Raw genomic sequence first — 15,009 nt, 5'->3', positions numbered from 1 at the left:
TCCTCCTTAAGCCTTGACGACTTCGACGAGGTTGGTGTGCTGGGGATTGCCTTTCGACAGGGGGCTGGGGCGTTGTGACGTCAATACGTTCACGCAGCCGCCGTGGTCCGCGCCGTCCTTGTCAGGGGTGAACCAGGCTCCCTGGGGCAGGCTGAGGACGCCGGGCATGATGCGCTTCGTCACTTTCGCCTGGATGAAGACCGTGCCCCGGTCGTTGAACACCTTCACCATGTCGCCGTGCTTGATGCCGCGCTTGTCCGCGTCCAGCTGGTTGATCCACAACTCCTGCGGGGCGACCTGCTTCAGCCAGTCGACGTTGCCGTAGGTGGAGTGGGTGCGCTGCTTGTAGTGGTGCCCGATCATCTGAAGGGGGAATTCCTTGCGTTTGGGGTCGGTCGGTCCTTCCCATGCGGCCTGGTACTCAGGCAGCGCCGAGATGCGGTCGCCGTCGTGCAGTTCCCAGGTGTGGCCGATGTTCCACAACCGCTTGCTGAAGATTTCGATCTTGCCGGACGGCGTGGACAGGGGGTTCGCCTCGGGATTTTCGCGGAATTCCTTGTAGGGAACGGGCGTCGGTCCTTCGATCTTCTCCTTGTACACTCCCATCTCGAACGCTTCCTCCAGGGTCGGGGGCAGGCCCGGCAGGTAGTTCCGGGATTCCTCGTAGATCTTGCGCACCCATTGGTCGCGTGTCATGCCCTCGGTGAAAGCCTGGCCCGCGCCCATGCGTTCCGCAACTCCGGCGCATATGTCGTAGATGGAGCGCGATTCGAAGAACGGTTCCACGGCCTTCTTGGCGAAGATGACATACTTGAGCAACGCGCTTTTCCCGTTGTTGGCGAAGTCGTCTTCTTCCAGGTTGAAGGTGCCGGGAAGCAGGATGTCCGCGAAACGGGCGCTGGCGGTCATGAAGTTGTCGATGACCACGATGGTTTCACACTTGCTGTCGTCCTTCAGGATGCGGGAGGTCTTGGCGACTTCCGAATGCTGGTTGACGATACAGTTGCCCGCGAAGTTCCAGATGAACTTGATGGGCACTTCAAGCTTGTCGCGTCCCTGGACGCCGTCGGCGAGCGCCGTCATCTCGGGTCCGCGTTCGATGGCGTCCGTCCACATGAAACAGGAGATGGACGTGGAAACGGGGTTCTTCAGCGTGGGGAACACGCCGAACTTCAGGCCCTGGTCGCCTTCACGGGCGCCGGTGTTGCCGCCTTGGACGCCGACGTTGCCGGTGATGACGGCAAGCGCACAGATGGCCAGCGAGTTGTGCTCGCCGTTCGCCTGGCGTTGTACGCCCCATCCCTGGGCGATGAAGCACGGCTTGGCCGTGGCGATTTCGCGGGCCAGCCTGACGATGCGTTCGCGGGGGATGCCGGTGATGGCCGCGGCCCACTCGGGCGTCTTGGGCGTGCGGTCGGGACCTACGCCCATGATGTAGGATTTGTAGGAGTTCCCGGCGGGGATGCCTTCCGGCATGGACTCCTCGGAGAATCCCACGGTACAGCGGGAGAGGAATTCATGATCCACCAGGTCTTCGCTTATCATGACGTAGGCGAGGGCGCTGACCAGGGCTGCGTCGGTGCCGGGGCGAATGGGAATCCATTCGTCGGCCACGGCGGCCGCGGTGTCGGTGTGCCTGGGGTCTATGACGATGATGCGGGTGTTGCCTTTCTTCTTGGCCTCGATCAGGTCATAGGAGGTGCCGCCGCCGCTCATGCGGGTGCCGGCCGGGTTGTTGCCGAAGAGCACGGTCAACTGGGAGTTGGCCACATCGTTGATGTGGTTGCCCCGTACCCACGAGCTGCCGAACATGTAGGGCAGTGACGCGGATATCTGGGAGGTGCTGTAGTCGCCGTAGTGGTTGAGGTATCCGCCCAGGCAGTTCATGAGCCGCGCTACGGGAGTGGCGGCCGGGGGCCAGGACTTGGACAGCACCGCGCCCAGGTTGCCTGTGGCGTAATTCAGGTACACCGCCTCGTTGCCGTAATCCTTGAGGGTTTTCTTCAGCCTGTTGGAAATTTCGTCCAGGGCTTCGTCCCACGAGATGCGTTCGAACTTGCCTTCCCCGCGTTCGCCTACGCGCCGCATGGGGTACTTCAGGCGTTCGGGGGCGTACATGCGCCGCCGCATGGAACGGCCGCGCAGGCAGGCGCGGATTTCATGCAGGCCGTATGTCTCGTCGCCGCCGTTGTCCGTTTCGATCTGGGTGACGACGCCGTCCGTGACATGGGCGCGCAGCAGGCAACGGCCGCCGCAGTTGACGTTGCACGACGTCCAGACCAGCTTTTCATCCTTGGCAGGAGTTCCGTTGGCCTTGTTCAGTCCGTAGAAGAGGCCCCCGCCGGAGACGGCGGCCATGCTGCCCAACATCGCGCCCCACTTGAGGACGCTCCGCCGCTTGACGCTGCCGAAGGCAGGAGAGTCGGTTTTTTTCTTGCTCATTCTCATTCTCTACTTCTTTCAGAGGTAACAACAATCGCAAACTACCAAGCGACTTAACAACTATCGTGCCAATCATGTTGCCATGGAAAAACAGCAGGTTATGAGCGAGCTCCTTCGGGGCGTCCCTTCAGTTACACTTGTTGCGGAAGGATTCCGTGCACTTGTTGTGGAATTTCCGAAAAAATCGGAAACGATCAGTCCTTTTCCAGTCCGTATTTTTTGAGTTGCGAATACAGGCGGCTTTTGCCCAATCCGGAGACATTGGACGCCAGCTTTATGTCCCCGCCGCAGACCTCGATCAGCTTGGAAAAATAACGCTTTTCCGCCTTGGCGAGCACTTCTTGCCGGAAGGACTTGTAGGGGAGCATCGTTTCGTCCGTCCGGGAGGCGTCGTCGATTTCCGCGTTGCTCAACTCGTCCTGGCGGCACGCGGCGGTTCCGCCTTCCTTGGACATGGATTTCTTGAGCATACGGATACGCAGTTGCTCCGGCAGGTTGTGGACGTACAACTCGGGCATTTCGTAGGCCGCCGCTATGGAACTTTCCAATACGTTGCCCAACTCCCGGACGTTGCCCGGCCATTCGTAGGCCGAGAAGGCTTGGACGACCTCACAGTTGAGCACCTTGGGCGGTATGCCGTATTTGCCGCAGATTCGCTGGACGATGCTCTCCGCGAGTTTCGCGATGTCCTCCTGCCTGTCGCGAAGGGGGGGCAGTTCGATGACCATGGCCCCCAGCCGGTAGAGGAGGTCCTGGCGGAAATCCCCCTCGTCCACCATTTTGCCCAGGTTGCGATGGGTGGCGGCCACCAGGCGGAAATCGCTTTGCTCCTCATGGTTTGCGCCCACAGGGCGGTATCGTTTTTCCTGAAGGACGCGCAAAAGGCGTTTTTGCAGGTCCAGGGACATTTCGCCTATTTCGTCCAGGAAGAGGGTGCCTTTGTTCGCCTTGAGAACCAGCCCTTCGCACGCTCTGTCGGCACCCGTGAACGCGCCCTTGACGTGGCCGAACAGAGTGCTTTCCAGCAGGGTGGCGGGAATGGCGGCGCAATCGACCACGATGAACGGCCCGGCGGCGCGGCTGCTGTTGTTGTGCAGCGCCCTGGCGAACAGCTCCTTGCCCGTGCCGGTTTCGCCGGTGATGAGGACGCCCGCGTCGCTCCTGGCGGCCGAGGCCAGTTTCTCCAGCGCGCTGGTGATGGCGGGGCTGGTTCCGGCTATGCCGCTGCGGTCGAAGGTCTCGGGAAGCTTGGCGTGGTGGCGCAGCGTGTCGCGGTATTTCAGCACTCTTTGCAGGGGCAGCAGTATTTCCTTGGGCGACAAGGGCTTTTGCAGATAGTCCCAGGCCCCGTTGCGGATGGCCAGCTCCGCGCCGTCGGGGTCGCCCAGCCCGGTCAGGATGATGACTTCGGGCGGGAGGGGGCGTTGCCGCAGAGTGGGCAGAATGCTCAGTCCGTTGGCGTCGGGAAGGCGCACGTCCAGGAAAACCACGTCGAAATCGCCTTCTTCGGCCTTTTCGACCCCTTCCCCGGCGGTCAGGGCAAAGTCCGCCTTGTGCCCGATATTCCTTACGAGTTCCGTCAGGGCATCGCAGGTGGGTTGGTCATCGTCAATGATCAATACGTTCGCCATGTGTGCTCTCTATTGGTTCCGGTTGTTGTTGAACAGGCCGTCGCCCGGGCCGAGGAATTTGCTGACGGCCATGGCCAGGTTTCGAAGTTCGACCGGCTTGTTCAGAAATGTCTCGATGCCGATTTGCTTTGCGTCCTGCTCGCCGAAGCTGTGGCTGTAGCCGGTGCAGAGTATGATCGGAAGATCGGGCCGGATTGCGAGGATGCTCTTTGCGAGCTTGTCGCCCCGCAGGCCGGGCATGTTGTAGTCGGTAATGACGAGATCGAAGGCGTTCGGGGACGCCTCGAACATGGAAAGCGCCTTTTTGCTGTCGGTGGCGGAGTGGACTTTGTATCCGAGGCTCCCGAGCAGCTCGCTGTATGATTCGGCCAGTTCCTTCTCGTCGTCGACAAAGAGGATGGTGCCCGTCCCGCCGGGGAGCTTGCGCCGGGCAATCGGGCTCGGCTGGTCGAATTGTTCGTCGGTGCACGAGGGGATGTAGACGCGGAACGTGGTGCCGCGGTTCACGGTCGATTCCATTCGGACGAACCCGCCCCATCCCTTGACGATTCCCTGTACCACGGCCAATCCCAGGCCGGTTCCCTTTCCCAGGGTCTTGGTGGTGAAAAAAGGATCGAAAATCCGTTCATGCAGATTCTCTGGGATGCCTTTGCCCGTGTCGCTCACCGAAAGGCAAAGGTAGTCGCAGGCGCGAATCGTACCTGTGGCGACGGCATCGGCGGGAGGTTCGGCCAGGCGGAGGCTGATGGAGAGGGTGCCGCCGTTTCCCTCCATGGCGTGCGCGGAGTTGGTGCACAGGTTCATGATGACCTGATGGACCTGGGTGGGGTCCGCCAGGATGGACGGTTCCGGTTTCCCTATTTCATATTTGATGTTGATAAGGGCGGGAAGGGAGGCCTTCAGGAATTTCACCGCCTCCTTAATGATCGGACTGATGTTGATGAGCCGCGCCTCTTCATTGCCCCTGCTGGTGAAGCTCAGGATCTGGCTGACCAGGTCGCGTCCCCTGTAGGCGGCGGCCAGGATGGCCCGTGTCTTGGATTCCAGCGTCTCGCTTCCGTCGATATGGAACAGCTCGATCATCTCGCCGTTGGCGACGATGACGCCGAGCAGGTTGTTGAAATCATGCGCGATACCGCCCGCGAGAGTGCCGAGGGCCTCCATCCGCTGGACCCTCTGGAGTTGGCGTTCCTTGTCGTGCAGGGATATCTCGGTGCGTTTTCGTTGGAGCGCCTCGTCAAAGGCGAAAAGCACCTCTGTCAGCAGGGATATCTCATTTTCCGTATAATCCCGGTTCGACCGCATGACGTTGATGACCGGCTGGGCTGTTCCCGCCCCGGTCTTGATGGGGACAGCCACGATATGCCTGTCCTCGTCTTCGATGGATAGCCGGATGTGGCGTCCGCCCTCAAGTTCGGCGATCTGTTCCGACGTCAGGTTGGGGGACTCCATTTTCCTTACCGTGGCGTCTTCGACGAAATCGTCGCCGGAAACGGACAGGATGCGCGTCATGCCGCCGCCCTTGGCGACAAGGCAGAGGGCCGCCCGTTCACTCCCGGACATGGTCTTGGCCTCGGCCAGGCAGCGGAACATGACTTCCTGCTCGGTGCGGCAGTCCAGGGACCCGAGCAGGACCTTGTTGATGGAGCTCAACGTTCTGGTCCGCTGGTTGACCTGCCGTTTGAGGCTCCGGTTCCAGAACAGGATAAGTATGATGCTTCCCATGATTACGCCGAAGACCGCGAACACGGAGAACCAGAATGTCCGGCTGGTCCAGAAGGGGCGGTATTGGAGCGACAGCCATTCCTCTTCGGTGCTCTGTCTTTCGTGGGGCAGTATGAGGCTCAGTCCCTTTCGCAGGACATTGCCGAGCATGGGAGAATCCTTGCGTGACGCAATTCGCAATTCAATGGAATAGTTGGTGATGCCCGCGATGCGCAGGTTGCTGATGCGGGCGTTGGCGATGTAGCGCGAGGCGAGGGCCATGTCGCAGATCAGGGCGTCCACGTCGCCGACCGCCAGCGACCGGAGGCCGCCGATGTAGCCGCCCGCCATGGGCACGATGGAGTAGCCGCCGTCCGGATACCGTTCGTGCAGGTATTTGGTGAAATGGTCGGATACGGTGACGCCGATGCGCATACCGGAAAGTTTGTCGAGGGTCAGATCCTCGGTGTACTCCTTGCGGCAGATGATGGCCGCGGGCACGCTGATGTATGGCTGGGTGAAGTCCAAATTCTCACGGAGTTGGGGCGTCATTTCCAGCGCCGCCATGAGCTGGACTTCTCCGGTCAGGAGGGCCTTGAGCGTCTCCTGGCGGTTGCGGAAGCGGACAGGCGTGATTTTTAGCCCCGTCTTTTCGCTGATGAGTTGTATGAAGTCGGCGCTCAATCCCTGATAATCGCCGTTGAGGTCGAAGGTCTCGTAGGGCGGATAGTGCAGCCCCACGCCGACCTTCACTCCCTCCGGATGATCCTCTACCCATTGCCGTTCATCGGGCGTGAGAGGACTTTCGGCTTCAAGGTAATTACACCCGGCGAAAGTTGCGAGCGCAAGCAGAACTACAAGGGTGATTGTTGAAAATCGCACGTTTTCTCCGCAGGATGCCGTTTGTTGACCGAAGGAAATCATGGGAAGGGGACGCCTGGGCGCTCCGTGCCCATGCCGGTCATCCACATGCCCGCCTCGATCCGGCGCCCGCCGATTAGCGTTCGGGAAGCGCTGGCGTTGCGCGATACGGAAAACATCTCGGCGAACTCGCCAAAACAGCCCCGGGCTGCGCTTTGGAATCCAATGGCAGATACGGAGGATGCGGGCAGATGTGTTTTATTTGAATGCATTATGCTTTGAGGACTACATTAATCGTACCATGCTGGAATTCAAAAATACAATTTATTCCGATGGATTACAACGCATTACAAAAGGGAGACTCGCAGAATTCCAGGTTTTTTGGAAAGAACGGCCCGGCAAGAGGCTGCTATTCCACTAATTCTGGAAAAAAACAAGGTTAGCGAATGGCCTGAAGATTGGAAGGGGCCGGCGCGAGAATAAGTACCCAAGAAGAGGAGGTCCCAGGGAACGCTTCCAGGAACAGGCCGACCAGATACCGCCGCACCTGCTCGATTCAAATTGGTTGGGGCAAGTGGCAACGGCAAGGGGATTGTGCTCAGGCGGGTGTCATCGGAGGGGATAGCCATGGGCATATGTACAGAGCAATCCCTCCCAAGCATTCGGTTTCCGAAGTGGTTGGATTGATAAAAGGTAAGAGCGCAATTCACATTGCGCGAGAAGTAGAAGGGCGGGTTCGCGGGTATGCGGGGCAATCCTTTTGGGCAAGAGGTTACTTTGTGTCTACCGTTGGTCGTGATGAAAAAGTGAAATGAATTGCCACCATGAGGGTGGCGTCTTCCAATGAAAGAGGCCACTCGTCTCAGTGGATGAGTGGCCTCTTGGTGAGCATTTTTAAGGTATAAACAGTCGATCAGTCATTGGCCTTCACTGATCGGGGAAGTCGGGTTGCCAAGAGCATGGAGAGCGTGAAGGCGCAGAGGGCAAAGACCATGGAATACTGGTAGCTTCCTGTGAGGTCCTTCAGATAGCCGCCAATGAGAGGGCCGAGAAAGGGGCCGGTCCCCATGACGATACAACTCATTATGCCAGCTATTTTGCCGAGGGAAACTCGGCCATAGACTGCCCCCACATAGCCGTACACACCACCGGAAAAGATTGCCCAGTAGGCGGCAAAGGGTACACAGAATAAAATGCCGAATCCCGTCGGGCTGAAGCCTTGAATCAGTAGAATGACAGTGCAGAGCATACCCGCGATGGGCGAATATATGAGCATTCGCTTGCGGCCATGGATTTCGTCTTCAGACTTTTGCACGACCTTGTCGGCGATGCCACCAAGGACCGGCATGAAAACAAGGCCGAGGAAGCCGATTGCCATGAAGATGTTGGCTGCTTTGCCCAAGGGCATTCCCAAATCTGTTGTCCAATAGCTGACCACTTGCGTCCAGATGAGGAATTCTCCAAGCATGGCAGTGAGGAATACGAGGATTGCCCCCCACACCGGAAAAGTTGAGAATGCCTCCTTCGCAGACCAAATTCGTTCTCCCGAGGCGTTTTCAAGCTGCCCGAAAGGTTTCATGCCGTAATTTTCGGGTGCCTTCTTGGTAATGAAGGCTGCCAGGAGCAACAGGACCAGGGTGATGATGGCCAGCACTTGCAGAGCGTCGCGCCATCCATCACCGCCTGAAGCGTTGACCAGGCTTTGTTTCACGAAAAGATTCATGATAATGGTTGCCAATGGTGCTCCGGCAAAGGCAAACCCGAACATTTTCGCATAATCCTTGCCGACGAACCATTTGCGAACGGTAATGGTGGACGAAACCCACAGCATGCCTGTGGCTAATCCGGACAGGAGTCCGAAGGCTGCATAGTAAGTGTAGAGCGAGTCGGCCAGGCTCGTGAAATAGAAGCCGCCGGCGGCAAGGAATGAGCCGACGAAAAAGTTGAGCTTTGCCCCGATTTTGTCCAGCATCATCCCCCAGAAGACGGCGGATATCGCGTAGCACAGCATCATGAGAGAGTAGCCTAAGGCCACTTCGGACTGGTTCCAGCCCATGTCGGCGCTCATGGCCCCCTTGAGAACGCCAAAGGTAGCCCTGTACCCGAAAAGGCTGAAAATGGCCAGAGTGGACGCCGCCACGACAGAATAGCCGTATAATTTCCGTCTTCTTTCCATTTGGATATCCTGATTTGGGGGTGTCATGGTGTTGGCCGTTTTTGACATGTGGTTCTCCTTCACTTTTCTGAAATTGTATATGCCGCGGATTAATTGGCGTGGCTGTTTTCCCCTAATCTCTTTCCATGCGGATGGAGTCGGCATACAGCCTTGCCACAATGTACAGGGACAGTGCCGCCACGGCCCGATCGCATACGGGAAAGACGGGAATGCCTTTGGCGTTCAGGACGTCACGCATGGGATCGTAGAGGCGGCCACCGTCGATGATACCGATAATCGGTTTGTCGCTGCGTTTCGCCACTTCCGGAAGCAGGGAAAGGACGCCGTTCTCCTCGTTCATGGAGAAGGCCGGGATGTCGGTTCCAGCCAATGAGTGTATGGCCGGGGAGAGCGGGTCCAGGCCGATGACAATGGCATCGGTGCCCGGATCCTGGGCGAGGATGTCGGCGATCACAGCATGGGTTTCGTCGTCGGCGGCAGGGTTGATGTCCAGCGGGTTGTGTATGCAGACCAAGCTGTCGAGCCGCTTTGCGCTGAGGATATCTCCAATCTTTTCGATGGATTTTTCGCTGAAGTCGGCAAGGTGCATCTGGTAATCATCGGACTGGATCGAGTCCGCCATGCCCACGGCCTCGAATCCCGCCCCGCTGACGGCGGCAAGCCGGTTGCCTTTGATTTCCTTGGAAAACAGATTTTCAGCCAGGAAGAACAGATCCTGAAACTCGGTGAAGCTCCGGGCAACGATGGCCCCGGCCTGCCGGACGCAGGATTCGCAAACCATGTAGTCGCCCGCCAAGGACGCGGTGTGACCGCTGGTGGCATTCTTGCCTTCAGGCGTACGGCCCGCCTTGTAAAAGACCACCTCCTTGCCTGCCAGCACCGCTTCACGGACCGCATTGCAAAACTCCAGGCCGTCGAGGTCATTGAAGCCTTCCGCGTAGACCGCGATGACATCCACTTTGTCAGAATCCTTGAAATATTTGACCATGTCGCCAAGCGTCAAGTCAGTCTGGTTGCCCATGGAGACCATATAGGCCGGGTTCAGTTCCGGACATTGGCTGGAGCGATGGAGCATGAATGCGCCGGACTGACTGACCAAAGCGGCTCGGTAGTATGTGGCCTCACGGTCCTTGGGGAGTTTTTCTTCCGGGATGAACCAGGTGTCGTAATTACCGGGATGGGAAACCACACCCATGCAGTTGGCGCCGAGAAAGATCGGGCCGCCGTTTTCCGTTCCATGCGCCTCGTCAATGGCGGAGATGACTCTGGCAGCACGGTCCTTGCTTTCTTCCGTTTCGCCCATTCCTCCGGGAATCAGCATTATGGACTCGGCGGCGTCCAGGCGTAGTGTTTCATCCACCAAATCCGGTACCTGCGGCGCCGCAACAGCGACCACGAGCAGGTCGAGCTTTTCGGGCAAGGCCTCCAGGCTCGGATAGCATATGACTCCATCGATTGCATCGACACCCTCCCGGAGAACACACAGGTTTTCCATGGGGAATCCTGCGGCCAGGATATTGTCCATAATGATCCGACCGAAATTCCTGCGCTTGGTGGACACTCCAATCACTCCGACCTTGCCGGGGTGAAGCAATTTGTGGATTTTGGCGATGGGGCGCGTGTTTTTCTGTTCGCCCGGCAGGCCGAAACGGCACATGCCGTCCAGAGGCACCATGAGGTAATCGGTAAATGCGTAGGGGTTGATCTCCATCTCCTGAATCTCGAACTCGGCGTCCGGATTGGAGGAAGAATAGCGGCGGCCCATTTCGATAAACGAGGAGAAGCATTCGATCAGTTGTTCATCGGTGACGATCCTGCGTTGGCCTCGGGTAAGTCCCGCCAGCTTCTTGTAGGAAATGGTCTTCTGGAAGAGCTTGAAAAAACTGTCGCCGTCGGTCAATTCACAGGAGGCGGCCACGATGGCCTGCCCTTTGCGAAATCGTTCGGCATAGAGTTCGGTGTCGGTGCCGCCAAGGCCCGCGCTTATGACCATGCCGAACTCTCTGGTGTTGCGCAGGCCGACGATGAGTTCGTTGCCGAATGCCCCGGAATCCGGCGGCATGAACTGCACCATGAGCACCCCTTTGATGTCACGACGGATGGCCGTGATGAGGGCGTCCCCGGTCAGTCCTCTATATGCCTCGGGCGCATGGCTGGGGTCCAGGTTGATCATGTTCGCAAAATTTTCCGGAATTTCATACAGCATGCGCCGGATCGCCGAACGTATCTTGTCCGGGCTTTTGGGGACAACGCGCACGCCGCCCACCTCCGTCTTGTGGATGATGGTTGCGGAGACGATTTTCAGGACCACTTTCTCGCCGGGCAACGCGGTCAGTTCACTGTCGGATGAACGGGCACCCTGAGGTATGAGGATGCATTGGGGCGGGGTTTCCGCACCGGATTTGCCGAGAAGGTTGTATACTTCATATTCATACAGGAAATTGCGGTGTTCATCTTGTGCCGAACGAAAAAGAGCGCTTATGGCGTCGTAGTCGATGGAGACTGCACTTTGGGATTGCATGGCATTGGGTCCTTTTTCTGATTTATCAGTAAAGAAAGAGGCCGGAAGGGGTGGAGGTTGTAAGGGGGCGATGATGCCCCTTCCGGCCAATAGGGTTTGTTAGAGAAGTTTTCTACCGGCGTTGAAGGCCGCGTGGTTGGCGGTCCAGATTGCCGCTTTGGGGCTCACCTTCTTGAGGGCCTGGTGCCATAACTCCACAGGGAATCCGTCGAAGGGGGGCCGTCTGCTCAGCGCGCCCATCATGACCACGTTGGCAATACGGCCAGTGGGGTCGCCCAGCTCGAGAGCGGCCTTCAACACGTCTATTACAATAACATTGTATCCCTCCAGGGCGGCGATTATTGTCTCCTGGGAAGGGTACTGGTCCTCCTTCGCTCCGTGAGGCAAAACCTGTGTGTCTGCGAGAAGGACGGTGCCGCCGGGGCGGAGCATATCCACGAATCCGGGGCGGAGCACTTCGCTCATCTCCATGCTCACCAGGCAGTCGGCCGTACCAGGCATCAGAATGGGAGAAACAACTCTGCCGCAACTGAACGTGGAGATGACCGGGCCACCCATTTGGGCCATTCCATGGGTCTCCCCCTTGATTACATTGGTATCGCCATAGCCCGCGAGGAAGGCCAATTGGGTCAGCGCCTTGCCGAAGAACAGGTTGCCCTGTCCGCCAATGCCGCGGATGGCGACGGCGATTCTTTCGGGCAATTCGTATGAACCGGCCTTGGGCATGGTGATTTCTTCAGGGGCCTCAGGCCGTTCGACGCGAGCGGCGGTTTCTTTCCTCTCGGATGGCCCGGCCACGGAAATGGCCTGGACCGGACACATCTGGGAACAGGCGGCAGGTTGATTGACACAACCGCTGCACAAGTTGTTGAAGAAGGGCAGTCCCTCCGCATCGGCCTGGATGCCAGGGCAGATCTGGCAGATTCCGCAACGCTTGCAGGTATTGGCATCGACGGTAAGTCTCGTGCCGTAGGCGCTTTTGGGAACTTTGCGGATGCAAACACCGGTGACGACCAGAACGGTGAACGTACCGTTCTCGGCGTCGGCCAAGGCGCTGGTCAGGGCTTTCCTGATGGCCTTGCGGTCATAGCCGTCCACGGTGGCGACCTTTGCGCCATGGGCTTTCAGGGAAGCTTGGAGGTCGAACGAGTTTTCCTGGCCGGCCAAGTTGACCGGGGATGTCGGTCCGGGCTGACCGCCGGTCATGGCGGTCCAGTTGTTGTCGAGGATGACCTTCACGCCGGGGATCTGGCGGAAAAGCGTGTTGCGGGTAGCATCCATACCGCTATGGCATTCAGTGCCGTCACCCAGTAAGCTGATGCATTTGGAGGCCTTGTCGGGATTGGCCAGGACATATCCCGCACGATTGGCCTCACTGGCACCCATGGCTACGTTGGTGTCGAGAGCGTCCATGAAATACAGCAAGGTGTTGCAGCCGATGTCACCGAAGCAGGCCTCGATTTTGCCCTTCTTTTTCATCAAACGGACGGTTTCACCGAACAGGCGGTAAGGACAGCCTGCGCATATCATCGGCGGACGGCTGAGCGGCATCACGTCGCTGGAATAAGCCGATTGCAGGGAGTATCCCAATAACTCCGCAACCTGCGCAGGGGTCCATTCGGTCAAGGTGTCGGCCGTTTTCTTGCCTTTGACGGGAAAACCCTCGCGCTCCAATTCCTCCTGGAGATAACGGTAACCGTCTTCCACGACGATGACGTCGCCGGTAATGGAATCGTAGAATTCACTGATCAGCTTCATGGGAAGAGGAAAGGTGAAGCCCAAAGACAAAACGTCGATGTCCTCGCCCATGGACTGTCTTACCTCTCGCACCATCATCTCACTGGCGCCGTATGTGATGACGCCGACCCTTCCGGAGCCCTTCTCCCATTTGTTGAGGGGGGTGCTCTCGGCCATCGCCACAAGGGCGGGGTGGCGCTCTGTGACGACTCTGTCATAATTGGCGCGAGCCAGCACCGGCAGGGTATTGAACGTTTTCAACGGAACCTTGATTTCGACCGGTTCTCGTTTCTTGATTTCGGACAATCGGATCAAGCCTTCGCTATGACACAGGGTGCCGCTTGCCAGGATGACTACCGGGGTCTTGTATTCACGGCTCAGGTTGGCAGTGGTTTCGGCAGCCTCGTGCATTTCCTGATGATTGCGTGGTTCAAGAATAGGAATGAAGCAGCTTTTGATGAAAGGACGCGGGTCAACAAGGTGCTGGGTCGAACTGGGGGTAAAGTCCGAAGCGATGTAGTATACCAGCGCACCCCGGTCTTCAGTGAAAAAAGCGGAACTGCTGAACGGATCGGCAGCTTGGAACAGGCCGGGGATTTTCATGGTGGACACACAGTCCTTACCCGCCAGGGAATGGCCGTATGCCATGGAAACAGAGGCGGCCTCGCTGACTGACCAACCAACAGTGATCATGTCCTGAACGCAACTCAGCCCCTTGTCGATAACTTCCGTGCTGGGGGTGCCGGGGTAACCGTCAACGGCGTGAATTCCGGAACGGACACAGCCAACGGCAAATGCGATGTTGCCCTGCAGGACAGCGGCTTCGCCATTGCTTTGGGTGCAGAGCGTTTTGATGGGGTTCATGAATGTTCTCCTAAGATGAATAGGGTTATGGCCAGCAAGTGGCCTGTACGGCTGACGGTTGCTTTGGTTACAGCCTTTTTTACATAAAGTCTGACTTTATGTCAATATGGTTTCGGAATTGTCATCAAGGCCTACGATTAACTTTAATATGCTGTTAAGAAATAATAAAATAATTAAACTCTTCGTTGACGAGTATCCTGTGGCGAATAGATTTTTGGTTGCTTGAGAGATTTTGAGCCTATGAAGTCTGAACTTCTGGTTCGACACACGGCAAAAGATGGGATATATTCAAAATATTGTTCAATTAACGCCGGAAGTAAGCATGGAAAAACAGATAGTTGTGAAGCAGAGCCGTAAAGAGGCTATTGTCGCCAAGATCAAGCGGGAGATTCTCCTTCAGCAGTATGTTCCGGGGGATGCCCTGCCTCGTGAGGAAGCGTTGTCAAAACGGTATGCTTCAAGTCGGGCGGTGATCCGGGAAGCTCTGGGAGCGTTGAAAGCCCAAGGATATCTGGAGTCCCGACGCGGCAAGAATGGAGGGACATTTGTCAGGGATGTGATTGAGTCCTGTGCGATGGGGGATCTTTTCGGTGATTTGATCCTTATGGGGCAGATGAAAATTGATGATTTGCTGACGGCCCGGCTGCTGATTGAGCCGGAAGCGGCACGGCTGGCCGCAATGAAGGCCTCTCCAATGGACTTGCAGAAATTAGCCGATTTGAACGATATGGCTGTCAGTCAAAAAGCAACATTGAGGCGGGTCAGGCATAATGCGAAATTTCACATTCAATTGGGACAATTGAGCGGCAATCCGTTTTATGACGTGTCTATCCGTAGCTTTATGAGCTTCACCATAATGTTCACGGAGATGCTTGGCGATTCGACTCCGTATGTGCATGACGATGATGCACATCATAATATCCTTGAGGCACTTCAATCCCGCAATCCACAATTGGTCTTTGAAAGGATGTATGTCCATGTCTCCGGCCTGAAAGCCGCCATGGTGTCCCAGGAGAAGTTGCTTCGCGATGTGAATCTGAGATGAACTTTTGAGGAAAGGTAGGAAAAAGCGA

Annotated in this window: 7 protein-coding genes and 1 pseudogene; 2 read left to right on the top strand and 6 right to left on the bottom strand. The window is 57.4% G+C overall.

All coding sequences use genetic code 11. The features are described 5' to 3' along the window. Positions 1-6: 6 nt before the first annotated feature. From PSN43_RS11750 to PSN43_RS11740, 3 genes are all read right to left on the bottom strand, one after another. Positions 7-2,442 carry a DMSO/selenate family reductase complex A subunit gene (locus PSN43_RS11750; protein WP_272700915.1) on the bottom strand — a complete coding sequence of 812 codons (2,436 nt, stop codon included), beginning with the start codon at positions 2,440-2,442 and terminating at the stop codon, positions 7-9. A gap of 194 nt (positions 2,443-2,636) precedes the next feature. Then, positions 2,637-4,073, bottom strand: coding sequence for a sigma-54-dependent transcriptional regulator (locus PSN43_RS11745; protein ID WP_272700914.1), 1,437 nt, complete (start codon positions 4,071-4,073; stop codon positions 2,637-2,639). Positions 4,074-4,082: 9 nt separating this feature from the next. Further along, positions 4,083-6,659, bottom strand: coding sequence for an ATP-binding protein (locus tag PSN43_RS11740; RefSeq protein ID WP_272700913.1), 2,577 nt, complete (start codon positions 6,657-6,659; stop codon positions 4,083-4,085). A gap of 605 nt (positions 6,660-7,264) precedes the next feature. Between PSN43_RS11740 and PSN43_RS11735 the strand changes: the two are divergent. After that, positions 7,265-7,447, top strand: a pseudogene (locus PSN43_RS11735) (transposase); the annotation flags it as partial. A gap of 104 nt (positions 7,448-7,551) precedes the next feature. On the opposite strand, the gene PSN43_RS11730 reads toward PSN43_RS11735, so the two are convergent. From PSN43_RS11730 to PSN43_RS11720, 3 genes are all read right to left on the bottom strand, one after another. Continuing rightward, complete coding sequence (locus PSN43_RS11730) at positions 7,552-8,862, bottom strand: MFS transporter (RefSeq protein ID WP_272700912.1); 1,311 nt, start codon at positions 8,860-8,862, stop codon at positions 7,552-7,554. 64 nt (positions 8,863-8,926) lie between these two features. Further along, positions 8,927-11,335 carry an acetate--CoA ligase family protein gene (locus tag PSN43_RS11725; protein WP_272700911.1) on the bottom strand — a complete coding sequence of 803 codons (2,409 nt, stop codon included), beginning with the start codon at positions 11,333-11,335 and terminating at the stop codon, positions 8,927-8,929. A gap of 99 nt (positions 11,336-11,434) precedes the next feature. Beyond that, the gene (locus PSN43_RS11720) at positions 11,435-13,936 is read right to left on the bottom strand and encodes a 2-oxoacid:acceptor oxidoreductase family protein (RefSeq protein WP_272700910.1); all 2,502 of its coding nucleotides are present in this window, start codon (positions 13,934-13,936) and stop codon (positions 11,435-11,437) included. Between the two features lie 322 nt (positions 13,937-14,258). Here PSN43_RS11720 and PSN43_RS11715 point away from each other — a divergent pair, with 322 nt between their 5' ends. Then, the gene (locus PSN43_RS11715; RefSeq protein WP_272700909.1) at positions 14,259-14,981 is read left to right on the top strand and encodes a FadR/GntR family transcriptional regulator; all 723 of its coding nucleotides are present in this window, start codon (positions 14,259-14,261) and stop codon (positions 14,979-14,981) included. Positions 14,982-15,009: the final 28 nt, after the last annotated feature.

The organism is Desulfovibrio sp. Fe33 (assembly GCF_028532725.1).
Classification (GTDB): domain Bacteria; phylum Desulfobacterota; class Desulfovibrionia; order Desulfovibrionales; family Desulfovibrionaceae; genus Pseudodesulfovibrio.
The sequence above is the reverse complement of the archived record's forward strand: the minus strand, read 5'-3'. Positions and strand labels throughout refer to the sequence as shown.